Raw genomic sequence first — 25,688 nt, 5'->3', positions numbered from 1 at the left:
GGTGCGGGCTGCGGTGGGCTGCGGGCGTGCGGGCTGCGGTGGGCTGCGGGCGTGCGGGCTGCGGTGGGTTGCGGGCGTGCGGCGGGACGCGGGGGTGCGGGTGCGTGCGGCGGGGGTGGGGCGCCTGCGGCGGGCTGTGCCCCTCCCCGCCCCTTCCCTAAACCCTCCGGGGGTGGGGAGGGGACAGGGGAAGGGTGTTTTTTTGGGGGCTGCGCCCCCGGGCCCCCCGCGGGGGCTTCGCCCCCTGCACCCCCTTCGGGGCTCCGCCCCGGACCCCGCTCGGGGGCCAGCTCGGGGGCCAGCTCGGGTCCGGGGGCCCGCTCGGGGGCTCCGCCCCGGACCCCGCTCGGGGGCCTGCTCCGGGGCCCGCTCCGGGGCCCGCTCGGGTCCGGGGTCCCGCTCGGGAGCGTGCCCCGGAACCCCGGGTGCGCCGGAGCCCGCTCGGGCTACGGGCCCCCTACTCCACCACCTGCCGCCCCTCCGGCTGGGCCGTGCACGACGAGCGGAACGTGCAGTGCGTGCAGTGCGTTCCCGGGGTCGGGGTGAAGTGTTCGTCCAGGACCTTGCCCGCGGCCGTGGCCAGGAGGTCGCCCACCCATGCGCCCTCAAGGGGCTGCTGGGACTGGACCTTGGGGTGGGCGTCGCCGCCCTCGCGCTTGGGGGCGGCCTGGCGCAGGTGGACCAGTTCGGCGCCGCCGGAGTCGGGGCGGTGGCCGTCGAAGGCCTCGTCCAGGGCGCCCTCCCTGACCGCCAGCTGGTAGACGGCCAGCTGGGGGTGGGCGGCGACCTCGGCGGCGGTGGGCGGCTGCTTGCCGGTCTTGAAGTCGACCACGTACGCGCGGCCTTCGACGTCCTTCTCGACCCGGTCCATGGAGCCCCGGATGCGGACCTCGTACTCCCCCGCCTCCAGCGTCACGTCGAAGCCGTGTTCCGTGGCGACCGGGGTGCGGCCCGCGCGGTCCAGGGTGTGCCACTGGAGGAAGCGTTCCAGGGCGGCGCGCGCGTTCTGCTTCTCCTGGACGGACTTCCAGGGCGCGTCGAAGGCGAGCGCGTCCCACACCGAGTCGAGGCGTTCCATCAGAACGGCCAGGTCGGCCGGCGTACGGCCGGAGGCGACCTCGTCGGCGAGCACGTGAACGACGTTGCCGAAGCCCTGGGCGGCCGTCGCGGGCGCGTCCGCCTTCACTTCTCGGCCCAGGAACCATTGCAGCGCACAGGTGTTGGCGAGCTGGTCGAGGGCGCTGCCGGACAGGGCCAGCGGCAGCTCGCGGTCGCGCAGCGGGACCTGTGAGCGGGTCGGCTCGTGCAGGCCCCACCAGCGGTCCGGGTGCGCGGCCGGGACCAGAGGCTGGCCCTCGTCGTCGGTGAGCGCGGCGAGCCGGCCCAGGCGTTCGGCGGCGGCCTCGCGCAGCGCGTCGGAGGCCGCCGGGTCGACGGTGGTGGCGCGCAGCTCGGCGACGAGCGCCGCCACCGCGAGCGGACGGCGCGGGCGGCCCGTGGTGTCGCGGGGCTCGACGCCCAGCTCGGTGAGGAAGCGCGACGGCTGGTCGCCGTCGTCCGCCGGAGCCTTGACCGCGGTCACCACCAGACGGTCGCGGGCCCGGGTGGCCGCGACGTAGAAGAGGCGTCGTTCCTCGGCGAGGAGTGCGCCCGGGGTGAGCGGTTCGGCCAGGCCGTCGCGCCCGATCCGGTCGGCTTCGAGGAGCGAGCCGCGGCGGCGCAGGTCGGGCCAGAGCCCTTCCTGCACCCCGGCGACCACGACCAGGCTCCACTCCAGGCCCTTGGAGCGGTGCGCGGTCATGACGCGTACGGCTTCGGGACGGGCGGCCCGGCGGGTCAGGGTGTCGGCCGCTATGTCCTGCGCCTCCACCTCTTCGAGGAAGTTGAGCGCGCCCCGGCCGCCGGTGCGCTCCTCCGCGCGGGCCGCGGTGTCGAACAGGGCGCACACCGCGTCGAGGTCGCGGTCGGCGGCCCGGCCGCCCGCCCCGCCGCGCAGCGCCGCGCGCTCCAGGCGCCCCGGCCAGGGCGTCCCGTTCCACAGCTCCCACAGCGCCTCGGCCGCGGTGCCGCCGCCCGCCAGGAGTTCGCGGGCCTTGCGCAGCAGAGCGCCGAGACGCTGGGCGCCACGGGCGTAGGAGGGGTCGTGCGCGACGAGGCGTTCGGGCTCGGCGAGCGCGCGGGCGAGCAGCACGTCGGAAGGGGCCGGGAGGCGGGTGCCCGCGGCCCGCTCCTCGTCGCGCAGGGCCCGGCCCAGGCGCCGCAGGTCTGCGGTGTCCATGCCGCCGAGCGGTGAGGTGAGCAGGGTGTGCGCGGTCTCGGGGTCGAGCCAGGCGGGGGCCGCGGCGGGCGGGTTCGCCGGGCCCCTTCGGGGGTGGACGAGGCTGACCGGGGCGGGGGCGTCGGGGGCGGAGGCGTCCGGGGCGGCCTCATGCGAGGGGGCGGCCTCCTTCGACGCGGCCTCGGCCACCACGCGCAGCGCCGCGAGCAGCGGCCCGGCAGCGGGCTCGTCGCGCAGCGGGGTGTCCGCGCCGGAGGTGTCCACGGGGATGCCCGCCGTCGTCAGGGCGCGGCGCAGCGCGGGGATCGCGCGGGTGCCCGCGCGGACCAGGACCGCCATCTCCCGCCAGGGGACGCCCTCTTCGAGGTGGGCGCGGCGCAGCAGGTCGGCGATGTTGTCCAGTTCGGTGGAGGCCGTGGGGTAGGTGTACGTCTCGACACGGCCGCCGGTGCGGGTGGGCCGCAGCTCTCGGTGCGCGCGGACCTGCTCGACGGGGAGCCGCGGCAGCGGCATCCGGCGGGTCAGGAGCCGGGTCGCGTCCAGGAGCGCGGTGCCGGAGCGGCGCGAGGTGGTGAGCACCTCGACGGGCGCGGGGCGGCCGTCACCGCGGGGGAAGGCGTCGGGGAAGTCGAGGATGCCGTTGATGTCGGCGCCGCGGAAGGTGTAGATCGACTGGTCCGGGTCGCCGAACGCGACCAGCGTCCGCCCACCTCCCGCGAGCGCCCGCAGCAGCCGCACCTGGGCCGGGTCGGTGTCCTGGTACTCGTCGACGAACACCGCGTCGTAGGAGGGCAGCTCGATGCGCTCGGCCAGCAGCACCGCGCGGTGCACGAGTTCCGCGTAGTCCAGGACGCCCTGGAGGTCGAGCACGTCGAGGTACTCGGCGAGGAACGCGGAGGCCGCCTTCCAGTCCGGGCGCCCCGCGCGCTCGGCGAAGCGGGCGAGCGCGGCCGGGCCGAGGCCGAGTTCACGGCTGCGGGCGAGCACCGCGCGCACCTCGTCGGCGAAGCCGCGCGTGGTCAGGCAGGCCCGCAGTTCGTCGGGCCAGCTCACATGGGCGAGCCCGGTGCGCTGGAGGTCGATCTGCCCGGCGAGCAGATCGCGTACGGCCACGTCCTGTTCGGGACCCGAGAGCAGCCGCAGCGGCTCGCGGAACAGCTCGGCGTCCTGGTGGGCGCGCACCAGGGCGTAGCAGTACGAGTGGAACGTGGTGGCCTGCGGGCTCTTGGCGCCGGCGCCGAGCCGCAGCGCCATGCGGTCGCGGAGTTCGACCGCGGCCTTGCGGCTGAAGGTGAGCACCAGGACGCGCTCGGGATCCGCGCCGGCCGCCACCCGCGCCGCGACCGCCTCGACCAGGGTGGTGGTCTTGCCGGTGCCGGGCCCCGCGAGCACGAGAAGCGGACCCGAGCGGTGGTCAACCACCCTGCGCTGGGGTGCGTCAAGGAGAGGGGGCTCCACCGGGTCCGGCAGGGTACGCACCAGCCGGTACGCGCCGGGGGCCGCCCGGCGTACCTGGTGGTACGCCGTACGCCCGGTGGAGGAGGAGTTCACGTGGATCGCCGGTCCTGGTGGGTGTGCTGGTCGTGATGGTGCTTACGGGGCCCGCGCGGTCGGTGCGGACCCTCGACGGTACGCCGAACCGTGCCCGGAACGCAGCGAGTCATCCGTACGGTCCTCAGGCCGCCCCCGGCGTGGCCGGATGGCGGAAGCTGTCAGGTATGAGCCGCCCCGCCGCCGAGTCCGCCCGCCGCGCCGGAGCCGTCCCAGCGCGCCCGCCGCATGTCGAGCCGCGGCAGATGGCCCTCGGCGGACCGGCCCGCCTCGCGCAGCGGTGTGGTCTCGTCCCGGTAGTGCTCCAGGGCACGCAGCTCGTGCCCGGGCAGCAGGGCGCCGTCCGCGCGCACCACGCGCCACCACGGGACCGCGCTGCCGTACAGCGCCATGACGCGGCCGACCTGGCGCGGGCCGCCCTCGCCGAGCCACTCCGCCACGTCCCCGTACGTCATCACCCGGCCGGGCGGGATCCGCTCGGCGACGTCGAGGACCCGTTCCGCGTACTCGGGAAGCTCGGGCGGTGCCTCGTCCGCCCGCTCCCGCTGCTCCTGGCTCATCCGCTCCATACTGCCGCACGCCACCGACAGTCGCCCCGGCTCCGTCCCCTTGCGGGTGTGGTGCGGTCGCGGAGCGACGAAGGGGCGCAATTCACACCGCGCGCGCCCCGGCAATGCACCCTGATGCCCCCCTGGGATCTCTGGACATGCCACCATCATGCGGGCGGTGAGCGGTGATACGAGACAGAGACAAGACGGACGAGCCAGCGAAGGAGCGGGGCGTGCAGCCACCCGAGGCGGCGGCAAGCAGCACCCCTGGAACGGGGCGGCAGCCCGACTCGTCCGAGGCTCCCGGGCCGGCGGACGAGGCCGGGACACCGGGGGCGCGGGCCGGCCACGGAACCGGTTCCGAAGGCACCGAGAAGGGCACCGAGAGCCACGGCGGGCCGGCGGCCGCCGAACCCGTCGGCCCCTCCGAGCCGCCCGAGGGGCCCGCCGGGCCAGGGCCTGCGGAGTGCGGCACGGGCGGCGGCGCCACCCTGTGCGACGACACCTCCGGCTCCATCGAACGCGTCTCCGTGGACGAACCGCTGCTGCCCGCACGCGTGCACCGTCCCTCGGACCTGCTCCGGCTGCTCACCGGTGTCCTCGCGATCGCCGTCGTCCTCGCCATCGCCGCGTTCGCCCACGGCACCACGTCCGGTCTGGAAGACGACATCACCAAGGGCACCACCGGCACCCCGGACGTCCTGATCCGGCTCGCCGGCCTCGCCTCCAGCATCGCCGTGCTCGTGCTGCCCGTCGCCTTCGCCATCGAGCGGCTCATCAAACGCGACGGCCTGCGGATCGCCGACGGCGTGCTCGCCGCGGTGCTCGCGCACGGCGTGGCCCTCGCGACCGACCTCTGGGTCGCCAAGTCCGCGCCCGGCTCGATCACCGAGGCGCTGACCCGGCAGACCACGTCCGGCGGCCTCACCGACCCCGTGCACGGCTATCTCGCCCCGGTCATCGCCTACATGACGGCGGTCGGCATGGCCCGCAGGCCCCGGTGGCGGGTCGCGCTGTGGGCGGTGCTGCTGCTCAACTCCTTCGCGGTGCTGGTCGGCGCGCAGACCACCCCGTTCTCGATCATCGTCACGATCCTGATCGGCTGGACGGTCGCGTACGGCACGCTCTACGCGGTCGGCTCCCCCAACGTGCGGCCCACCGGACAGACCCTGCTCGCGGGCCTGAGACACGTCGGCTTCGACCCCGTGACCGCGCTGCGCGCCGAGGACGTACCGGACTCCCTCGACCAGGGCGAGCGGGGCCGGCGCTATCTGGTGACCCTGCGGGACGCCCCGCCCCTCGACGTCACGGTCGTCGACCGCGAGCAGCAGGCACAGGGTTTCTTCTACCGGGTCTGGCGCCGCCTCACCCTGCGCTCCATCACCACCCGCCGCTCCATCCAGTCCCTCAGACAGGCCCTGGAGCAGGAGGCGCTCCTCGCGTACGCGGCGATCGCCGCCGGGGCGAACGCGCCCAAGCTGATCGCCACTTCCGAGCTGGGGCCGGACGCCGTGATGCTGGTGTACGAGCACACCGGCGGCCGCTCCCTCGACTCCCTGGACGACCAGGAGATCACCGACGATCTGCTGCGCGAGACCTGGCGTCAGGTGGAGGCGCTCCAGTCCCGGCGGATCGCCCACCGCAGGCTGGCCGGCGACGCGATCCTGGTGGACCGTGCGGGCCGGGTGATCGTGACCGATCTGCGCGGCGGCGAGATCGCGGCCGGCGACATCGTGCTGCGGATGGACATCGCCCAGCTGCTCACCACGCTCGGCCTGCGGGTCGGCGCCGAGCGCTCGGTGGCCTCGGCCCTCGACGTGCTCGGCCCGGACGCGGTCGCCGACAGCCTCCCGCTGCTCCAGCCCATCGCGCTGCCGCGTTCCACCCGTGCCACCCTGCGCAGGCTCGGCCGCGAGCAGGCGCAGCGCGAACGCGAGGCGGTCCTGGAGGCGTCGGACGCGGCCAGGGAGGCGAAGGCCGCGGAGGCAGCCGCCGCGAAGGAGGCGGCGGCGCACCCCGAGGCCGTGGCCGCGCCGGACGACCGCAAGGCGGTCAAGGCGGAGAAGAAGGCCGAGAAGGTGGCCATCGACGAGGCGCTCGACGAGGCGCACGAGGACGATCTGCTCACCCAGATCCGCCACCAGGTGCTGCTGATCCGGCCGCAGGCTCCGGTGGAGCCGGTCCGTCTTGAGCGCATCAAGATGAAGACGCTGATCAGCTTTGTGGCGGGAGCATTCGCCGCGTACTTCCTGCTGGTGCAGCTCACCAACATCAAGTTCGGCGATCTGGTCGCCAACGCGCAGTGGGGCTGGGTGGCGGCGGCCGTGCTGTTCTCGGCGCTGTCCTATCCCGCCGCCGCGGCCAGTCTGCTCGGCTTCGTGCCGGAGCGGGTGCCGTTCTGGCGGGCCGTGGTGGCGCAGGTGGCGGGCTCCTTCGTGAAGCTGGTGGCGCCGGCCGCGGTCGGCGGTGTCGCCCTCAATACGCGCTTCCTCCAGCGCGCGGGGGTACGGCCGGGGCTCGCGGTGGCGAGCGTGGGCGCGTCGCAGCTGTTCGGACTCGCCTCGCACATCTCGCTGCTGCTGATCTTCGGCTACGTGACCGGAACCGAGCAGACCTCGGAGCTGTCCCCGTCCCGCACGGTGATCGCGGGGCTGCTCACGGCGGCCGTCCTGATCCTGGTCGTGACGGCGGTCCCGTTCCTGCGGAAGTTCGTGGTCAGCCGGGTCCGCTCGCTGTTCGCGGGGGTGGTGCCGCGCATGCTGGACGTACTCCAGCGGCCGCAGAAGCTCATCACCGGGATCGGCGGGATGCTGCTCCTGACCGGCGTGTTCGTGATGTGCCTCGACGCGTCCATCCGGGCCTTCGGTACGGGGAGCGAGCACACGCTGAGCTACGCGAGCGTGGCGGTCGTCTTCCTGACGGCCAACGCGCTCGGTTCGGCGGCGCCGACGCCGGGTGGTGTGGGGGCGGTCGAGCTGGCGCTGTCCACGGCGTTGACGATCGCGGGCATGACGGCCGAGACCGCCACCTCCGCGGTGCTGCTGTACCGCCTGCTCACCTTCTGGCTGCCGGTGCTGCCGGGGTGGCTGTGCTTCAACTACCTCACGCGCAAGGGCCAGTTGTAGGGCCAGCGGCCCGCACGGGAAGCGGACCACCCCTAGAAGGCCACCAGCACCGCCCCCAGCAGGGCCAGCGAGCAGAGGACCTCCACCGCTCCCACGACGCCCACCTTCAGGCCCCGGCCGGGCAGCAGGGCAGCGCGCAGCAGGTAGACCGCGAAGGGGGCCGCCAGCCAGGGGGTCAGCAGCGCCGCCACCACCACCGCCACGCAGTGGTACGCCACCGAACCCCGGTAGTACGCCCGCGAGTTCCGCTCCCTGATCATCGTCTTCACGTACGGAACCGTGCCGCCGAAGTACAGCAGGCACGCCAGCGCCGGGGCCACCCCCGCACCCCACGAGCCGCCCCCGAGCCGCAGTGCGACCAGCAGCATGCCGCAGGCCGGGATCACCGCCGCCACCCCGTTCAGCAGGGACCGTTCCCGATTGGCGTACGCGTAAAGGGAGTTGATGGCGATGAAGGGGGTCGCGCAGGCGCCCGCCAGGAGCAGCCACGGGTGCGGGGCGGCCGACCAGAGGCCGAAGGCGGCCCCGGCCGAGCCGAAGACCCACGCCGGGCGGACATGGCGGCGCGGCGCCTTCGGGTTGCGCGAGATCCGGGTCAGCCGCAGCCACTGCTGGGCGTGGTACACCGCCAGGTAGCCGAGGAGCCAGGCCGCGAGCAGGGGCAGATGCGCCCGGCGCGGGTGGCCCAGGAACGTACCGGCCAGGAACGGCACGGCGAGCATCGCCCACGCCCCGTGCTGGTTCGGCAGCCACCGGCTCCGGCTCACGCGTTCGCCCCGTCCACGACACGCACGACGGTCACGACGGCCCGCCTTTCCGTTTTCCCGAAAATGACCAAAAGTACTAGGCGCTCCGCGGATCCGGCGCCGTAATCAGTTTCTCAGGCCACCCCCGGGACATTTGCGGAATTAGGTCACCGCCCACTGGGACCAAAGTCCCCGGGTTCCAAGAAATGGCGGGCGTAGGCTCGTTGGTGGCCGTCCGGAGGCGTCCGCATTTCCCGACAACCCGTCCGGAAAGGCCCGCCACATTCTTTTTCCGGGCCGGAGGAGTTTCCGTTGCAACAGAAGCCGCAGCAGAAGGAACAGCGCGACCGCGGCGTTGCCGACGCACTCGTGCGGGCGGGCAGCTTCTTCACCCGCGCCGAGGTCTCCGACGACCTGCGGACCGTGCACCGCACCGGCGGCCGGGAGGCCGAGGCCTTCTACCGGGACCGGTGGAGCCACGACAAGGTCGTGTACTCGACGCACGGCGTGAACTGCACCGGCTCCTGCCGCTGGAAGGTGTACGTCAAGGACGGCATCATCACCTGGGAGACCCAGGCCACCGACTACCCCTCCGTCGGCCCCGACCGCCCCGAGTACGAACCGCGCGGCTGCCCGCGCGGCGCCTCCTTCTCCTGGTACAGCTACTCCCCCACCCGCGTCCGCTACCCGCACGTCCGCGGCGAGCTCCTCAAGATGTACCGCGAGGCCAAGGCCCGCCTGGGCGATCCGGTGCTGGCCTGGGCCGACATCCAGGGCGACCCCGAGCGGCGCCGCCGGTACCAGAAGGCGCGCGGCAAGGGCGGCCTGGTGCGGGCGAGCTGGGAGGAGGCCGTCGAGATCGTCGCGGCCGCCCACGTCCACACCGTCAAGGAGCACGGCCCCGACCGGGTCGCCGGCTTCTCCCCCATCCCCGCCATGTCGATGGCCTCGCACGCGGCCGGCGCCCGCTTCCACTCCCTCATCGGCGCGCCGATGCTCTCCTTCTACGACTGGTACGCGGACCTGCCCGTCGCCTCCCCGCAGGTCTTCGGCGACCAGACGGACGTGCCGGAGTCGGGCGACTGGTGGGACGCGGCCTATCTGATGATGTGGGGCTCCAACGTCCCCGTCACCCGCACCCCCGACGCGCACTGGATGACCGAGGCGCGCTACCGCGGCCAGAAGGTCGTCACCGTCTCCCCGGATTTCGCGGACAACACCAAGTTCGCCGACGAGTGGATGCATCCGCACCCGGGCACGGACGGCGCCCTCGCCCTCGCCATGGGCCATGTCGTCCTCAAGGAATTCTTCGTAGACCGGCAGACTCCGTTCTTCACGGATTATGTGCGGAAGTACACCGACCTTCCTTTCCTGGTCTCCTTGAAGGAGACCGAGGAAGGCCTTGTTCCGCACAAGTTCGTGACCGCCGCCGATCTCGGCGAGGACTCCGAGAACGCACAGTGGAAGACCGTGCTCATCGACGACGCCACGGGTCGACCCGTCGTCCCGAGCGGCACGTTGGGTCACCGCTGGGGCTCGACACCGGAGTGGAACCTGGACCTCGGCGACACCGTGCCCCGGCTCACCCTGCTGGGCGAGAGCGGGGGCGAGACCGCCGAGGTCGTGCTGCCCCGCTTCGAGGAGACCGCCGAGAACGCCGAGGGCGTCGTACGCCGCGGGGTCCCGGTCCGCCGCGTCGGCGGCCGCGCCGTCACCACCGTGTACGACCTGATGCTGGCCCAGTACGGGGTCGGCCGCGCAGGTCTGCCCGGCACGTGGCCCGCCTCGTACGAGGACGCGAGCACCCCGGGCACGCCCGGCTGGCAGGAGACCCTCACCTCCGTACCGGCGGCCCAAGTGGCGCGCGTGGCACGGGAGTTCGCGGACACGGCGGAGAAGTCCGAGGGCCGCTGCATGATCCTGATGGGCGCCGGCACCAACCACTGGTTCCACTCCGAGACCATCTACCGGGCCTTCCTCGCGCTGCTCACCCTGACCGGCTGCCAGGGCCGCAACGGCGGCGGCTGGGGCCACTACGTCGGGCAGGAGAAGTGCCGCCCGGTCACCGGCTGGGCCACCCTCGCGAGCGCCTCCGACTGGACCCGGCCGCCCCGGCACATGATCGGCGCGGGCTGGTTCTATCTGCACACCGACCAGTGGCGCTACGACACGCTGCCCACCGAGGCGCTGGCCTCGCCCCTCGGCGACGGCCGCTTCGAGGGCATGACCGGCGCCGACTGCCTGGCCGCCTCGGCCCGCATGGGCTGGATGCCGTCGTACCCGACCTTCGACCGCAACCCCCTGGAGCTCGGCGAGGCCGACGACCCCGTCCAGCACGTGGTGGACGAACTCAAGGCGGGGCGGCTCGGCTTCGCGGGCGAGGACCCGGACGCCCCGCACAACTGGCCGCGCGTCCTGAACGTATGGCGCGCCAATCTGCTCGGCTCGTCCTCCAAGGGCAACGAGTACTTCCTCAAGCACCTGCTCGGCACGCACTCCAACCTGCCGGACGACGGCCCCCGTTGCGCCCCGCGCGACGTGACCTGGCACCAGGAGGACGTCGAGGGCAAGCTCGACCTGCTGCTCGCCATGGACTTCCGGATGACGTCCACGACGCTGCTCAGCGATGTCGTGCTGCCCGCCGCCACCTGGTACGAGAAGCACGACCTCTCCTCGACCGACATGCACCCGTTCCTGCACGCCTTCACCCCGGCCGTGGACCCGCCGTGGCAGGCCCGCTCGGACTACGACGCCTTCCACGCGATGGCCGCGCGCTTCGGCGAGCTGGCCAAGGAGCACCTCGGGGTGCGCAGGGACGTGGTCGCGACCGCCCTCCAGCACGACACCCCGGGCGGCGAGATGGCCCAGCCCGGCGGTGTGGCGCTCGACTGGTCGAAGGGCGAGTGCGAGCCGGTGCCGGGGCGCACCATGTACAACCTGGCGGTCGTCGAGCGGGACTACGGCGCGGTCGGCGAGAAGTTCGCCGCGCTCGGCCCGCTCGTCGACAGGCTCGGCGTCACCACCAAGGCGATCACCTTCGACGTGGCCGAGGAGATCGCGTACCTGGGCGAGAAGAACGGCCTGGTGCGCAAGGGGGTCGCCGAGGGGCGGCCGCGTCTGGACACCGCCCAGCACGCCTGCGAGGCGATCCTGTCGCTGTCCGGCACCTCCAACGGGCGCCTGGCGACCCAGGGGTTCGAGACCCTGGAGAAGAAGACCGGGCAGCACATGGCCCACCTGGCCGCCGAGGCCGAGGGCAAGCGCATCACGTTCGCGGACACCCAGGCGCGGCCGGTCCCGGTGATCACCTCGCCGGAGTGGTCGGGCAGCGAGTCCGGCGGGCGGCGCTACACCGCGTTCACCGTCAACACCGAGCACCTCAAGCCCTGGCACACCCTCACGGGCCGCCAGCACTTCTTCCTGGACCACGACTGGATCCACGAGGTCGGCGAGGCGCTGCCGGTCTACAAGCCGCCGCTGGACATGCACCGCCTGTACGGGGAGCCCGAGTTGGGCTCGACGGACGGCAAGCAGGTCGCCGTCCGCTATCTCACCCCGCACAACAAGTGGGCGATCCACAGCCAGTACCAGGACAACCTCTACATGATGACGCTGGGCCGGGGCGGCCAGACGATCTGGATGTCGCCCGAGGACGCGGACGCGATCGGCGTGCGCGACAACGACTGGATCGAGGCCGTCAACCGCAACGGCGTGGTCACCGCCCGCGCGATCGTCTCGCACAAGATGCCCGCCGGCACGGTCTACATGAACCACGCCCAGGAGCGCACGGTCGGCATGCCGAAGACGGAGAAGACCGGCAGGCGCGGCGGCATCCACAACTCGCTGACCCGGATCATGCTCAAGCCCACCCATCTCGTGGGCGGCTACGCCCAGTTGACGTGGGCGTTCAACTACCTCGGCCCGACCGGAAACCAGCGCGACGAGGTCACCGTCATCCGCCGCCGCGACCAGAAGGTGGAGTACTGAGATGCGCGTCATGGCTCAGATCGCGATGGTCATGAACCTCGACAAGTGCATCGGCTGCCACACCTGCTCGGTCACCTGCAAGCAGGCATGGACCAACCGGCAGGGCACCGAGTACGTCTGGTTCAACAACGTCGAGACCCTCCCGGGGCAGGGCTACCCGCGCCGCTGGGAGGACCAGGAGAAGTGGAAGGGCGGCTGGGAGCGCACCCGCTCCGGCAAGCTGCGCCTGCGCGCGGGCGGCCGTCTCAAGCGCCTGGGCCAGGTCTTCGCCAACCCCGAACTCCCCGGGATCGACGACTACTACCAGCCCTGGACGTACGAGTACAAGAACCTGATCGACGCCCCCGCGGGCGACGACCTACCGGTCGCACGGCCCGTCTCCAGCCTGACCGGAGAGCCCGTCGACAAGATCGAGTGGGGTCCCAACTGGGACGACAACCTGGGCGGCGCACCCGAGAACGCCCCGCTGGACCCCATCGTGGAGAAGATCCGCGACGAGGTCGGCGAGAAGATCCGCTTCGAGTTCGAGCAGAGCTTCATGTTCTATCTGCCGCGCGTCTGCGAGCACTGCCTCAACCCCGCGTGCGTCTCCTCGTGCCCGTCGGGCGCGATGTACAAGCGCGAGGAGGACGGCATCATCCTGGTCGACCAAGACCAGTGCCGCGGCTGGCGCATGTGCGTGACGGGCTGCCCGTACAAGAAGGTCTACTTCAACCACGCCACCGGCAAGGCCGAGAAGTGCACGTTCTGCTTCCCGCGCATCGAAGTGGGCCTGCCGACGATCTGCTCCGAGACCTGCGTCGGGCGGATGCGCTACCTCGGCGTGATGCTGTACGACGCCGACAAGGTGGCCGAGGCGGCCGCGGTCGAGGACGAACACGACCTGTATCCCAGCCAGTTGGAGTGCTTTCTCGACCCGGGCGACCCGGCGGTCGTCGCCGCGGCCAAGGCGTCGGGCATCACCCACGACTGGATCGAGGCGGCCCGCCGCTCCCCCGTGTACGACCTGATCGCCACCTACCAGGTGGCCCTGCCGCTGCATCCGGAGTACCGCACGATGCCGATGGTCTGGTACGTGCCGCCGCTGTCACCGGTCGTCGAGGCGGTCGCCGCGAGCGGCCACGACGGCGAGGACGCGGGGAACCTGTTCGGCGCGATCGACGCCCTGCGGATCCCGGTGGAGTACCTGGCCGAGCTCCTGACCGCGGGCGACACCTACCCGGTGGAGGCGGTGCTGCGCCGGATGGCCGCGATGCGCGCCCACATGCGGCGGGTCAACCTCGGCGAGGAGCGCGAGGAGTCCATCGCGAGCGCCGTCGGACTGACGGGCACCGAGATGGAGGACCTGTTCCGGCTGCTCGCGATCGCCAAGTACGAGGACCGCTATGTGGTGCCGAGCGCGGCCCGCGCCGACGCCGAGGCCCTCGCCGGATCCCACCCGCTCGACGAGACGTGTCCGGTCGGCGATGCCGGCCAGGTCGGAACGGGCGGCGAAGTCGCCCCGGGGCGCGTCCTGTTGAACCTCTCTCCCACGCGGAGGAGCGCATGATCCCCGAGAGCTCGGCCGTCCTGCGCCTGGTCGCGGCCCGCTGCCTGCGCTACCCGGACGAGTCGCTCCACGACCAACTCCCGCTCCTGCGCGAGGCGTTGCGGCAGTGCCCCGGGGCCGCCGCCGAGCGGCTCCAGGCCTTCGTGGACATCGCGGCGGCCACCGACCCGCTCGACCTGTGCGCGCACTACACCGCCACGTTCGACACCCGCAACCGGCGCTGTCTGTATCTGACGTGGTGGACCGACGGCGACACCCGCCGCCGGGGCCTGTCGCTGGTCCGTATGAAGCGGATCTACCGCGACCACGGCCTGGAGTTCGGCCACGAGGAGCTCCCCGACTTCCTGCCCGCCGCGCTCGAATTCGCCGGGCGGCACGAGGAGTCCGGCACCCGGCTGCTCCAGGAGCACCGCGCGGGCCTCGAACTGCTGCGGCTCGCCCTGACCGAGACCGGCACCCCGTACGCCGACGTCCTCGAAGCGGTCTGCGCCACGCTGCCCGGCGCCTCGCCCACGACGAAGGCCGAGGCGAAGGCGCTGGCCAAGGCCGGCCCGCCGCAGGAGACCGTGGGCCTGGAGCCGTTCGGGCCCGGCGTCGAACTCCCCTGGCCCGGCTTCCCCGAGAGGAAGGCATCCTGATGGATCTGCTCCTGTGGGGCGTACTGCCCTATGTGTCGATCGCCCTGCTGATCGCGGGCACCTTCTGGCGGGCCCGCTACGACCGGTTCGGCTGGACCACCCACTCCAGCCAGGTCCACGAGTCACGGCTGCTGCGCATCGGTTCGCCGCTGTTCCACTTCGGGATGCTGTTCGTGGTGCTCGGCCATGTGGTCGGCCTGGTCATCCCGCAGAGCTGGACGGACGCGGTCGGCGTCAGCGACCACACCTACCACCTGCTCGCCGTGTCGACGGGCGCGATCGCGGGTGTCGCGGCGGCGGCCGGCATCGGCATCCTGGTCTTCCGCCGCTTCAGGGTCCCCGCGGTGCGCAGGGCGACGCTGCGCAGCGACCACCTGATGTACACGTTCCTGCTGGGCGCGATGGTGCTCGGCCTGACGGCCACGATCCTCAACTCGACGGGTGCGACCGGGGACTACAACTACCGCGAGGGCATCTCGATCTGGTTCCGCTCGCTGTTCACCTTCCAGCCGGACTACCACCTGATGGGCGCGGCCCCGCTCGCCTTCCAGCTGCACATCCTGTTCGGCTTCACGCTGTTCGCGCTGATCCCGTACTCGCGCCTGGTGCACATGTTCAGCGCGCCGGTGCAGTACCTGTTCCGCCCGTACGTCGTCTACCGGCGCCGCGACCCGAAGCTGACCGCCGCCCGCGAGGACCGGCGCGGCTGGGAGAAGGTGCGATGAGCGGGCCCACCCTCGTACGCAAGCCCCGGCACGCGGTGACGGAGCGCCCCTTCATCGTCATCTGGGAGGCCACCCGGGCCTGCCCGCTCGCCTGTCTGCACTGCCGCGCCGAGGCCCAGCCGGACCGCGACCCGGGCGAACTCGACGCGGTGGACGCCCGGCGCCTGATGGACCAGATCGCCGCGTTCGGCAGGCCGAGCCCGCTGTTCGTCATCACCGGCGGCGACCCGTTCCAGCGTGCGGACCTCAACGACCTGGTGGCGTACGGGACTTCGCTCGGACTGCGGGTCGCGGTCTCGCCGTCCGGCACCCCGACCCTGACCCGCGCGAACCTGACGGCGGTGCGCGACGCGGGCGCGGTGGCGCTCTCCCTCTCGCTCGACGGGTCGACGGCGGAGCGGCACGACGCCTTCCGGGGTGTCGACGGCGTCTTCGACTGGACCCTGGACGGCTGGCGCACGGCCCGCGAGCTCGGCCTCAAGGTGCAGATCAACACCACCGTCACCCGCACCAGCCTGGCCGACCTCGCCGACATCGCGGCCCTGGTGCGGCGCGAGGGCGCCATGCTGTGGTCCGGGTTCATCCTGGTGCCGACCGGGCGCGGCGCGGGCCTCGACGCACTGACCCCGGACGAGATCGAGGACGTGCTGCACTTCCTGTACGACTGCGGCTCGATGATCGCCACGAAGACGACCGAGGGCCACCACTTCCGCCGCGTCGCCCTCCAGCGCGCGGTCCTGGCCCGGCACGGCGAACACCCGGAGCTCGGCCCGCTGCACCGTCAGCTCACGCGCAGGGCAGGGGAGTTGGGCTTCTTCGAAGGAGAAGGGCGGCCGGTGCGGCGGCCCCCGATGGACGTGTCGTCGGGCCGGGGCTTCGTCTTCGTCTCGCACACCGGCGAGGTCCACCCCAGCGGCTTCCTGCCCGTCTCCGCGGGCAATGTGAAACACCATCCGCTGACCGACATCTACCGCGGCTCGGCCCTGTTCGCCACGCTCCGCGACCCCGCGCTGCTGCGCGGCAAGTGCGGGCGCTGCGAGTTCAACACCGTCTGCGGCGGCTCGCGTTCCCGCGCGTACGGACTGACCGGCGATGTGCTCGCCGCCGACCCGTGGTGTGCGTACGAGCCCGGCAGCTTCCCCCATCGCGACGACCTCCGAGAGCTGGCCCCATGACATCGAAGCGATCGGTCGTCATCGTCGGCGGCGGCATCAGCGGCCTCGCCGCCGCCTGGCAGTTGCGCGGCCGGGCCGAGGTCACCGTCCTGGAGAGCGGGCCGCGGGTCGGCGGCAAGCTCCGCACCGGCACGCTGGCCGGGGTCGCCGTCGACGAGGGCGCCGAGTCCGTGATGGCGCTGCGGCCCGAGGCGGTCGACCTCGCCGAGGCCGTCGGCCTCGGCCGGGCCCTCGCCGACCCCGCGGCCGCGCCGGTGACCGTATGGACGCGGGGCGCGCTGCGTCCGATGCCGGCCGGTCATGTGCTCGGCATCCCGTCCGACCCGGCGGCCCTCGCCGGTACCGGGCTCCTGTCGGAGGAGGGTCTCGCCCGGCTCCGCCAGGAGCCGTCACGGCCTGCCGCCCCCGTCACCCAGGACATCGCGATCTCCGCCTACCTCGCCGAGCGCATCGGCCGGGAGGCGGTGGACCGCCTGGTGGAACCGCTGCTCGGCGGGGTGTACGCGGGCAGCACCGACACCCTGTCCCTGCGCTCGGCGATGCCCGGCATCGCGGGCATCGCCGAGCGCGGCGGGCCCCTGCTCCCGGCGCTGCACGGCCGCCCGCGTCCCCAAGGTTCCTTCGTACGCGGCATCGAAGGCGGCACCGGCCGGCTGCCGCTCGCCGTCGCCCGGGCCAGCGGGGCCCGCGTCCTGACCGGGACGACCGTACGGGCGCTTGAGCGCACCCCGTCCGGCACGTGGCGGGTCCAGGCGGTCACCGCCGACGGCCCGCTGCTGCTCGCGGCGGACGCGGTGATCCTCGCGGTGCCCGCCTTCGCGGCGGCGGCCCTGCTGCGCCCGCACGCGCCCGTCGCGCACACGGACCTGGCCGCGGTCCCGTATGCGAGCACCGCCGTGGTGACCATGGCCTTCGCGCGCGACCGGGCCGCGCTCGGCGGGCTTCCGTCCGGCAACGGCTTCCTCGTGCCGCCCGTGGACGGGCACACCGTGAAGGCGGCCACCTTCCTGTCCAACAAATGGCGCTGGCAGGCGGACGCGGCCCCGCACCTCTTCCTGCTGCGCGCCTCGATCGGCCGGGCCGGCGAGGAGCACCTCCTCGACCGCGCCGACCGTCACCTCGTGCGCGCCGCCCTGAACGATCTGCACCACGCGGCGGGCCCGATCGGCGAGCCGCTCGCGGCCCGGGTCAGTCGCTGGGAGCGGGGCCTGCCCCAGTACACGGTGGGTCACGCCGCGCGGCTGGCCCGCATCCGCGAGGACATCGCCCGGCTGCCCGGCCTTGAGGTGTGCGGCGCGGCGTACGAGGGCGTCGGCATCGCGGCCTGCGTGGCGACGGGGTTCGCGGCGGCGGACCGGGTGGCTCGGGCGACCCCGGTGGCCCCGGTGGGCGTTCCCGGCTGAGGGGCAGCGCGGGGCCGGAGCCCAGGGGCCGGAGCGCGACCGGCGTGCAGGCGGGCGCGCCACCCTGATGGGCCGCCCCGCTCGCGCGCCCCCCGGTGCGGCGCCGCAGGATGGGGGGATGGAACACCACCGTGCCCCGCGAGGGCGGAACCGGGCCGCCGCGATCAGCGCCGCCGCCGTACTGCTCGCCGCCGTCGGCTGTTCCGGCGGAGCGAAGGACGACGGCGGGCTCACCTCCGGCACCGCCGACGTGTCCAAGCTCGCCACCCAGAAGCTGAACTGGAAGGCGTGCGCGGCACCCACCGCGGCGGAGGGCACGGGCTCGGCGCCCTCGCCGCCGCCCGGCGGCGGCGAGTGGAAGTGCGCCACCATGAAGGCACCGCTCGACTACGCCGACCCCAAGGCCGGCACGATCGACATCGCCCTCATCCGCGCCGAGGCCACCGACAAGGACCACCGCATCGGCTCGCTGATCTTCAACTTCGGCGGCCCCGGCGGCTCGGGCGTCACCACCCTGCCCGCCGCGTCGAGCGACTACGGAGCCCTGCGCGCCCGCTACGACCTGGTCAGCTTCGACCCGCGCGGGGTCGGCGCCAGCGCGCCCGTCCAGTGCGAGAACGACTCCCAGCTCGACACCTACTTCGCGCAGGACGCCACCCCCGACGACGCCGCCAAGGAGCAGGCGTACGTCGCCGGACTCAAGTCGTTCGCCGGCGCCTGCGAGGACAACTCCGGCAAGGTCCTCCCGCACGTCGGCACGACCAGCGCCGCCCGCGACATGGACCTGCTGCGCCAGGTCGTCGGCGACCAGAAGCTGTACTACATGGGGATCAGCTACGGCACCGAGCTCGGCGGGGTCTACGCCCACCTGTTCCCGAAGAATGTCGGGCGGGCCGTGTTCGACGCGGTCGTCGACCCCACCAGCGATGTGGAGCAGGGCGCGATCGGCCAGGCCAAGGGCTTCCAGCTCGCCCTGGACAACTTCGCGCAGGACTGCGTGAACCGCGGCGACAAGTGCTTGCTGCGCGGCGCGAACGTCAAGGAGGTCGAGGACGTCATCGTCAAGCTGCTCGCCCAGCTCAACACCAAGCCGATCCCGGCCGGCAACAGCGGGCGTCAGCTCGGCCAGACCCAGGCGACGAACGGCATCGCGCAGGCGCTGTACTCCAAGGAGTACTGGCAGCTCCTCGAACAGGGCGTCGACGAGGCCGAGGGCGGCAACGGCGCGCTGCTGCTCGCCCTGTCGGACGCGATGAACGGGCGCGGCAAGGACGGCACGTACAGCAACATCCAGGCGGCCAACGCGGCCATCAACTGCGCCGATTTCAAACAGCGTTACACGCTGGAGCAGACGAAGGCCAAGCTCCCCGAGTTCCACCGGGCCTCGCCGGTCTTCGGCGACTTCATGGGCTGGGGCCTGATGGGTTGCTCCGCGTGGCCGGTCGCCGGGCAGTGGACCACCCCCGACGTGAGCGCGCCGGGCGCGGCCCCGATCGTGGTCGTCGGCAACACGGGCGATCCCGCCACGCCGTACCAGGGCGCGAAGAACATGGTGGACAAGCTCGGCCCCGGCGTCGGCGTCGAGCTCACGTACAAGGGGCAGGGGCACGGGGCGTACAACAGCGGCAACACATGTGTGCAGAGCGCCGTGAACGCGTATCTCCTGGACGGAAAGGTGCCCGCTGCCGGGGCGGTGTGCCAGTGAACGGGTTTCTTGCTTCTCGGCTGCGGGCCGGTGGGGGCTGGTCGCGCAGTTCCCCGCGCCCCAAGCAGGGTTGACGCCGAAGCACGGCCGAAGGGGCGGCCCCGCGCCATGCGTGCGGGGCCGCCCCTTCGGCCATGATTTTTGGGGGCGCGGGGAACTGCGCGAACGGCCCACGACGGCCCGCAGTCGAAAACCACGCCTCAGTAAATCGGCTTCTCCGGTTCGATCTGGTTGACCCAGCCGATCACGCCGCCGCCCACGTGGACCGCGTCGGAGAAGCCCGCGGACTTGAGGACCGCGAGGACCTCCGCCGAGCGGACGCCCGTCTTGCAGTGCAGGACGATGCGCTTGTCCTGGGGCAGCGACTGGAGGGCCGTGCCCATCAGGAACTCGTTCTTCGGGATCAGCTTCGCGCCCGGGATCGAGACGATCTCGTACTCGTTCGGCTCGCGGACGTCGATGATCTCGATCTTCTCGTCCGCGTCGATCCACTCCTTGAGCTGCTTGGGAGTGATCGTCGAGCCCATGGCCGCTTCCTGGGCCTCCTCGGACACGACGCCGCAGAAGGCCTCGTAGTCGATGAGCTCGGTGACGGTCGGGTTCTCGCCGCAGACCGCGCAGTTGGGGTCCTTGCGGACCTTCACCTGGCGGTACTGCATCTCCAGGGCGTCGTAGATCATCAGGCGGCCGACCAGCGGCTCCCCGATGCCCGCGAGGAGCTTGATGGCCTCGTTGACCTGGATGGAACCGATGGACGCGCACAGCACGCCGAGCACACCGCCCTCGGCGCAGCTCGGGACCATGCCCGGCGGGGGCGGCTCCGGGTAGAGGCAGCGGTAGCAGGGGCCGTGCTCGGACCAGAACACCGAGGCCTGGCCGTCGAAGCGGTAGATCGAACCCCACACGTACGGCTTGTTCAGGAGCACGCACGCGTCGTTGACGAGGTAGCGGGTCGCGAAGTTGTCCGTACCGTCGACGATCAGGTCGTACTGGCTGAAGATCTCCATCACGTTCTCGGCTTCGAGCCGCTCTTCGTGGAGGATCACGTTCACGTACGGGTTGATGCCCTTGACCGTGTCCCGCGCGGACTCGGCCTTGGAGCGGCCGATGTCGGCCTGGCTGTGGATGATCTGCCGCTGGAGGTTCGACTCGTCGACCTCGTCGAACTCCACGATGCCGAGCGTGCCGACACCGGCGGCGGCCAGGTACATCAGGGCCGGGGAACCGAGACCGCCGGCGCCCACGGCGAGCACCTTCGCGTTCTTCAGCCGCTTCTGCCCGTCCATCCCGACGTCGGGGATGATCAGGTGGCGCGAATACCTGCGGACCTCGTCTACGGTGAGCTCAGCTGCTGGCTCGACCAGGGGTGGCAGCGACACGGAAACTCCGTCGGTCGGTAAGTCAGTACGGTTGTTCTCTCCGTAACACTGCCACGCTCCCCCTCATTCCGAGATAGCGGGTCCGATCCGCGAGACGATTTCGTCCCAGTAGCCGGGCAGCGCCTCGAATGGGTTGATCTGTCCGTTTCGGCGGCGGGGGCGGTCGGCGCGGTCCGTGAAGTAGATCGTGCCCGCGCCCTGCCAGCGGGCGATCCGCAGCGCCTCCTCCAGATGTGTCCGGGGCACCCCGTGCACCAGGTGGCAGAAGCTCTCCGGCGGATAGTCCGCGGTCCATTCGGCCACCTGGGACCAGCGGTAGTCGTGCCAGGCACCGCTGAAGGTGATCAGCTGGTCGGCGGTCTCCGCATAGCCCGGGTACGGGTGCGTTCCATGGCCGAGGACCAGGTGGGCGCCCTCGCGCAGGGCCCGGAGGGTGTCGGTGGTGCGCCGCGTCTCGGGAAGCGCGTCTCGCTCTGTGGGACAGCGGTCCAGGAGGAAGCCGTCGACCCGGTACCAGTCGAGATAGCGGTGGGCCTCGGAGATCCGCTCGCCGAAGGGGCGGGTGCCGTAGGCCGTGTCGAGATGGCCGAGCACCCGGATCCCCGCGTTGCGGAGCCTGCCGACCGCTTCGAGGCAGTGCGGGTCGGGCCTGCTGCCCGGTCCCCCCGGGCTGCCGCCGGACACATTGAGCACGGCCCAGTGCAACGGCGTTCCGGGACGCGTGAGTTCGGCCCATTCCACCGGGGCGACCAGCGGGTGGGCGTAGCCGGGGACGCCGAGGCCGAGCCGGGTGGAGCCGGTCGCCGCGCGCCGGCTCTGGAGGCGGGTCAGATGCGACATGCCGCCTCCATCCAGATGTCGGCGAGCGACTCCTCCAGATTGATCCGGGGCCGCCAGCCGAGCCGGTCGCGGGCGGTGCGCACGTCCGCCTGCTGCCAGCTGCCGCAGCCGTCGGGGTACGGGGAGGGAGTGGCGAGGTGTTCGAGGGAGGCGCCCTCGCCGGAGCGCGGTGAGCCGATGAGGCCGGGCCGCATGACGGGAGGGCCGTCGAGTTCGTGCAGCGCGCCCGCGTAGCCGGCGACCCTGGCCAGTACGGCGGCCGCGTCGCGGAGCTTCACCGAGCGTCCGGTGCCGATGTTCACCACGCCCTGCGCGGCCGAGAGCGATGCCGCGTGCACGGCCCGCGCCACGTCGCGGACGTCCACGAAGTCGCGCTGCACTCCGAGCCCGCCCAGCTTCAGCTCACCGTCACCGGACTGCATGGCCCGCCGCATCGCCTCGGCGAGCCGGCCGAGGGGTGAGCCCGCGGGGGTGCCGGGGCCGACGGGCGAGAAGACGCGCAGCACGATCGCGTCGAGCCCCGAGCCGAGGACGAGTTCCGTCGCGGCGAGCTTGGAGACGCCGTACGGACCGCCGGGGCGCGGCACCGCGTCCTCGGCGGTGGAGGAGCCGGGCTGCGAGGGCCCGTACTCCGACGCACAGCCGATCTGCACCAGCCGGGCGCCGCAGCCGCTGCGCCGCAGCGCCTCGCAGACGGTGGCGACGGCGACGGTGTTGTGCCGGGTCAGCTCGCGGGCGCCGCCCCGGGTGGCTCCGGCGCAGTTGACGACGACTCCGGGGTGTACGGCGTCCAGGAAGCGGGTCAGGGCTCCCGGGCTGCCGGTGGCGAGGTCGAACCGTACGTCGGCGTCGTCGCCGCGTCCGAGCGCGGTGAGCTGGACGGCGGGGTCGGCGAGCAGGCGGTCGGCGACGAACCGGCCGAGGTATCCGTTGGCTCCGAGCAGCAGCACCCTCATCGCACGGTCCTTCCGTGCGGGCGGCGGGAGGCCGGGGGCAGGGCGGTCATGTGTCGTTCTCCTTCAATTGCCTTGTCGGCCGGCCCTGGTGGCGGGCGGGCGAGTTCGGCGCTTCGGTGGGGTGGGCGCGTCGTTCATCGGGCGCCTCACTGGTCACAGTGGGCCGAGGCGCGGGCCAGTACGGCGGCGGCTCGGGCGAGCAGGGCGAGAGCGGCGGCGCCGCACACCACGGTGGGCACGGCCCCGGGGCCCCAGGCCTGCACGACGGCGTCCACGGGACGGCCGAGGGGGGCGAGGCCGGGCAGTCGGCCGGCGAACACGCAGGCCAGCGCGAGGAGTTCGGTGCCGGCCGCGGCGGCCAGCACCTTGGTGGCGGCGGCGGAGAAGCCGTGCGCGGCGAGCAGCCGGGCGAGCCAGAGCAACAGGCCGAGCGCGACGGGGGACGCCAACTGCTCTGTCCCATAGATGAGTTGAGCGGCCGCCAGACATGCGGTCAGGCCGCCGAGGAACAGCGCGGCGGTCGCGAGCAGCAGGGGCCGCGAGCGTCCCGAGAACTCCGCGAGGCCACGGCTTGAGGCGAGCTTCCCGCGTGCCTGTACGGAGAAGAGGTGCGCGCACCACAGCGCAGGAGCCACGGCGAAGGCGAGGCCGGTGGCCGCCGCCGGGTCGAACGTCCAGAGTCCGTCGGGGCCGCCGCGCAGGGCGTCGCCGAGCAGCCCGTCACCGCCGACCGCGTACGCCATCAGCCAGCCGGCGCAGACACGGCCGAGGGGCCGGGCCCCCCGGCCCGCGCGCAGGGGCCCGCGCCGCAGGGTGAGGGTGAGGGCCACCGCGAAGGCCAGGGCGCCGAGCGCGCCCACCGCCGGGCGGATGCCGCCGGAGGTGAGCCGCACGCCCGTGACGGCCAGGGCGCAGACGGCACCGGGCAGCAGCGCCCACAGCGCCCATCCGGCGGCCGGTCTGGCCAACTCCCTTACTGTGGAGGGGGTTTGGGTGCCACGGGGCACCCGGGCGTAGAGCTCTTCGGCGAGCGAGAAGACATCGCGGTGGCGGAAGCGCGCGGCGGTCCGGTCGGTGACGCCGTGCGCCTCAAGGCCGGCCGCGATCTCCAGGGGGTCGACGGCGCGTTCGCACAGTTCGCGGTGGCGGTGCATGAGCGCCTTGACGGGGTCGGCGGGTCCGCGCCGGGCGGTGGTGGTGGGCAGATCGGTCATGCGCCGGCACCTTCCTCCGCGATGTCCAGTCGCTGACGCGGGTCGAGGCGCTCGCTCGGGCCGGGACGATGGCTCGGGCCGGGACGGTGGCTCGGGTCGGGACGGTCGCGCAGGAGGACGGCGAGCGGCCCGGCCGCCCAGCTCGGCGCGCGTCCGGCCGCGCCCGCCGGGACCCGGGCGGCGGTCGGGGCGGCCCAGCGCCCGGGCACGTGGGACTCGGCCGGGTGGGCGAAGGGCCGGGGTGCCCGCGCCAGGTCGGCGCCCTCGCGGTGAACCGGGTTGTGCGACATGAGCTCCAGGTAAATGCCGCGAAATGCCGCGATGTTCTGCTCGACGGTGAACAGTTCGAGCGCGCGGGCGCGGGCGGCGGCGCCCAGGCGCGCACGCCGCTCGGGGTCGCGCAGCAGGCTCACGCAAGCATCGGCGAGAGCGCGCGGATTGCGCGGCGGCACCACCAGGCCCGTGCCGCCGATGACTTCGACGACGGCACCGGTGTCGGTGGAGACGGTGGCCCGGCCGCAGAACATGGCCTCGACAAGGCTGAGCGGGAAGCCCTCGACGACGCTGGACAGGACCACGACGCTGCCCGCGGCGTACGCGCCGGCCAGGTCGGGAGCCTCGGGGCCGCCGAGTTCCTCGAAGGAGACCGGGTTCTCGCCGACGGCGTGCGCACCGGCCGCCTCGTCCGGGAAGAGCTGGGCGGCGAGCGCCCGGCAGTGCGCGAGATAGCCGGCGGCCCCGGCACTCTCGGTGGGGGCGCAGACGAGGCGCAGCCGGGCCTCGGGTTCGGCCCTGCGGACCTCGGCGAAGGCGTGCAGGAGCGCGACGAGGTCCTTGGCGGGTTCGATCCGGCCGACCCACACCAAGGTGTTCGGTTCGCCGCCGTAGGCTCCCTCGCCCACGGCGTGGAAGCGGTCGGCGGACATGCCGGGGTAGACCGTGCGCAGCTTGGCGCGGTCGGCGCCGCAGCGCTCCTGCCAGCGGCGGGCGTGGGTGTTGCCGGGGGTGACGAGTTCGGCCCGCGCGTACACCTCGGCGGCCAGGCGGCGCTGGTAACCGGCCTGCAACGCCCGTACCGGGGCTGCCAGTTGACGGCTCGCGAGGTACTGGGTACGCAGCTGGACGCCGTACTCGGTGACGAGGAGCGGGACCCCGCAGAAGCGTTTGGCCAGAAGCCCGGGCAGGGCCGCGCTGCCGCCGGACGTGGCGTGGCTGAGGTCGGCCGCGCCGAGGGCGTCGTCGCCGTACCAGTCGAGGGAGAGCGGGCGCAGGGCGCGTTCCAGGAGGCCGGCGAAGGCGAGGTGGTCGGGCACCCGGGCGGCCCGGACGGCCCGGTTCGCGCCGGGCGCGCGGCAGGCGGCCTCCAGGATGCGGACGGCCGTCTCGGAGCGCAGCTCGCCGTCGAGAACGCCGTGCTCCCGGGCGAGAGCCGCGAGCCCGTAGAGCCCCTCGGCGAAGCCTTCCGCATCGCCCGGACTCCCGGTCTCGTCCGCGCACAGGGCGGTGGCCAGACGTCCGAAGTGGGCGGCGAACTCCCGGCGTTCACGCCGGCCGTGGCCGCGTCGCGCGATGCGCCCGCGTCCGACGGGGTGGTGGTCGGGCGCGGCCCACAGCGGGGCGGTGTGGACCCGGCGGACCTGGGGCGGCAGCTCGACCAGGCCCCGCTCCTCCTGCTCCCGGCTGCGGCTCAGCGCGAATATGTCGAACTCGTGCCGCGCGAGCCCGCGCACGAGCCGGTCGCACCACAGCCTCGACTCGCCGGTCGTGTACGGATAACCGCCATCCGTGAGCAGTCCGATCCGCATGTGGGCGCACCCCCGATCTCCCTTGTGGGCGGCCCCCGTCGGCACCGGGGACTCGCAGCGGGAC

The 25,688-nt window shown here is 73.1% G+C and carries 16 protein-coding genes; 8 read left to right on the top strand and 8 right to left on the bottom strand.

The window, feature by feature from the left end; all coding sequences use genetic code 11:
- Positions 1 to 457: 457 nt before the first annotated feature.
- Both ACFYNP_RS18605 and ACFYNP_RS18600 read right to left on the bottom strand, forming a co-directional pair.
- The gene (locus tag ACFYNP_RS18605) at positions 458 to 3,829 is read right to left on the bottom strand and encodes an ATP-dependent helicase (protein ID WP_388786478.1); all 3,372 of its coding nucleotides are present in this window, start codon (positions 3,827 to 3,829) and stop codon (positions 458 to 460) included.
- Between the two features lie 161 nt (positions 3,830 to 3,990).
- Entirely contained in the window at positions 3,991 to 4,389 is a 399-nt protein-coding gene (locus tag ACFYNP_RS18600; RefSeq protein ID WP_388406558.1) for an MGMT family protein, read from the bottom strand.
- 221 nt (positions 4,390 to 4,610) lie between these two features.
- On the opposite strand from ACFYNP_RS18600, the gene ACFYNP_RS18595 reads away from it, so the two are divergent.
- Positions 4,611 to 7,502, top strand: a complete 2,892-nt coding sequence (locus ACFYNP_RS18595; RefSeq protein WP_388786475.1) for a YbhN family protein — start codon at positions 4,611 to 4,613, stop codon at positions 7,500 to 7,502.
- Between the two features lie 32 nt (positions 7,503 to 7,534).
- On the opposite strand, the gene ACFYNP_RS18590 is transcribed toward ACFYNP_RS18595, so the two are convergent.
- On the bottom strand, positions 7,535 to 8,269 hold the full coding sequence (locus ACFYNP_RS18590) for a YwiC-like family protein (protein ID WP_388406555.1): 735 nt from the start codon (positions 8,267 to 8,269) through the stop codon (positions 7,535 to 7,537).
- A 291-nt stretch (positions 8,270 to 8,560) separates the two neighbouring features.
- Here ACFYNP_RS18590 and ACFYNP_RS18585 point away from each other — a divergent pair, with 291 nt between their 5' ends.
- The 7 genes from ACFYNP_RS18585 to ACFYNP_RS18555 all read left to right on the top strand — a co-directional run bounded on the left by ACFYNP_RS18585 (position 8,561) and on the right by ACFYNP_RS18555 (position 19,430).
- On the top strand, positions 8,561 to 12,235 hold the full coding sequence (locus tag ACFYNP_RS18585; RefSeq protein WP_388786472.1) for a nitrate reductase subunit alpha: 3,675 nt from the start codon (positions 8,561 to 8,563) through the stop codon (positions 12,233 to 12,235).
- A gap of 1 nt (position 12,236) precedes the next feature.
- Entirely contained in the window at positions 12,237 to 13,784 is a 1,548-nt protein-coding gene (gene narH, locus ACFYNP_RS18580; protein ID WP_388786469.1) for a nitrate reductase subunit beta, read from the top strand.
- Complete coding sequence (gene narJ / locus ACFYNP_RS18575) at positions 13,781 to 14,422, top strand: nitrate reductase molybdenum cofactor assembly chaperone (protein ID WP_388786466.1); 642 nt, start codon at positions 13,781 to 13,783, stop codon at positions 14,420 to 14,422. The genes narH and narJ overlap by 4 nt, the downstream gene beginning before the upstream one ends.
- Positions 14,422 to 15,147 (top strand): respiratory nitrate reductase subunit gamma, encoded by a 726-nt coding sequence (gene narI / locus ACFYNP_RS18570; protein WP_388786464.1) that lies wholly within the window; start codon positions 14,422 to 14,424, stop codon positions 15,145 to 15,147. Before narJ ends, narI begins: the two co-directional genes overlap by 1 nt.
- Positions 15,144 to 16,322 (top strand): TIGR04053 family radical SAM/SPASM domain-containing protein, encoded by a 1,179-nt coding sequence (locus tag ACFYNP_RS18565; RefSeq protein WP_388786461.1) that lies wholly within the window; start codon positions 15,144 to 15,146, stop codon positions 16,320 to 16,322. Before narI ends, ACFYNP_RS18565 begins: the two co-directional genes overlap by 4 nt.
- A complete protein-coding gene (gene hemG / locus ACFYNP_RS18560) occupies positions 16,319 to 17,725 on the top strand; it encodes a protoporphyrinogen oxidase (RefSeq protein ID WP_388406540.1) in 1,407 nt (468 codons plus the stop codon). The genes ACFYNP_RS18565 and hemG overlap by 4 nt, the downstream gene beginning before the upstream one ends.
- Positions 17,726 to 17,843: 118 nt before the next feature.
- Positions 17,844 to 19,430 (top strand): alpha/beta hydrolase, encoded by a 1,587-nt coding sequence (locus ACFYNP_RS18555; protein WP_388786459.1) that lies wholly within the window; start codon positions 17,844 to 17,846, stop codon positions 19,428 to 19,430.
- A 200-nt stretch (positions 19,431 to 19,630) separates the two neighbouring features.
- Here ACFYNP_RS18555 and moeZ read toward each other — a convergent pair whose 3' ends face one another.
- The 5 genes from moeZ to ACFYNP_RS18530 all read right to left on the bottom strand — a co-directional run bounded on the left by moeZ (position 19,631) and on the right by ACFYNP_RS18530 (position 25,624).
- A complete protein-coding gene (gene moeZ, locus ACFYNP_RS18550; protein ID WP_388406535.1) occupies positions 19,631 to 20,809 on the bottom strand; it encodes an adenylyltransferase/sulfurtransferase MoeZ in 1,179 nt (392 codons plus the stop codon).
- A 63-nt stretch (positions 20,810 to 20,872) separates the two neighbouring features.
- Positions 20,873 to 21,649: a spherulation-specific family 4 protein gene (locus ACFYNP_RS18545; protein ID WP_388406533.1), complete on the bottom strand. Its 777-nt coding sequence runs from the start codon at positions 21,647 to 21,649 to the stop codon at positions 20,873 to 20,875.
- Positions 21,637 to 22,605: an NAD-dependent epimerase/dehydratase family protein gene (locus ACFYNP_RS18540; protein ID WP_388786457.1), complete on the bottom strand. Its 969-nt coding sequence runs from the start codon at positions 22,603 to 22,605 to the stop codon at positions 21,637 to 21,639. Before ACFYNP_RS18540 ends, ACFYNP_RS18545 begins: the two co-directional genes overlap by 13 nt.
- A 146-nt stretch (positions 22,606 to 22,751) precedes the next feature.
- The gene (locus ACFYNP_RS18535) at positions 22,752 to 23,819 is read right to left on the bottom strand and encodes a hypothetical protein (protein WP_388786455.1); all 1,068 of its coding nucleotides are present in this window, start codon (positions 23,817 to 23,819) and stop codon (positions 22,752 to 22,754) included.
- The gene (locus ACFYNP_RS18530) at positions 23,816 to 25,624 is read right to left on the bottom strand and encodes a DUF3492 domain-containing protein (protein WP_388786453.1); all 1,809 of its coding nucleotides are present in this window, start codon (positions 25,622 to 25,624) and stop codon (positions 23,816 to 23,818) included. The genes ACFYNP_RS18535 and ACFYNP_RS18530 overlap by 4 nt, the downstream gene beginning before the upstream one ends.
- Positions 25,625 to 25,688: the final 64 nt, after the last annotated feature.

It is taken from the genome of Streptomyces sp. NPDC006691 (genome assembly GCF_042869955.1).
GTDB lineage: Bacteria > Actinomycetota > Actinomycetes > Streptomycetales > Streptomycetaceae > Streptomyces.
This window is presented reverse-complemented; position numbering and strand designations above follow the sequence as displayed.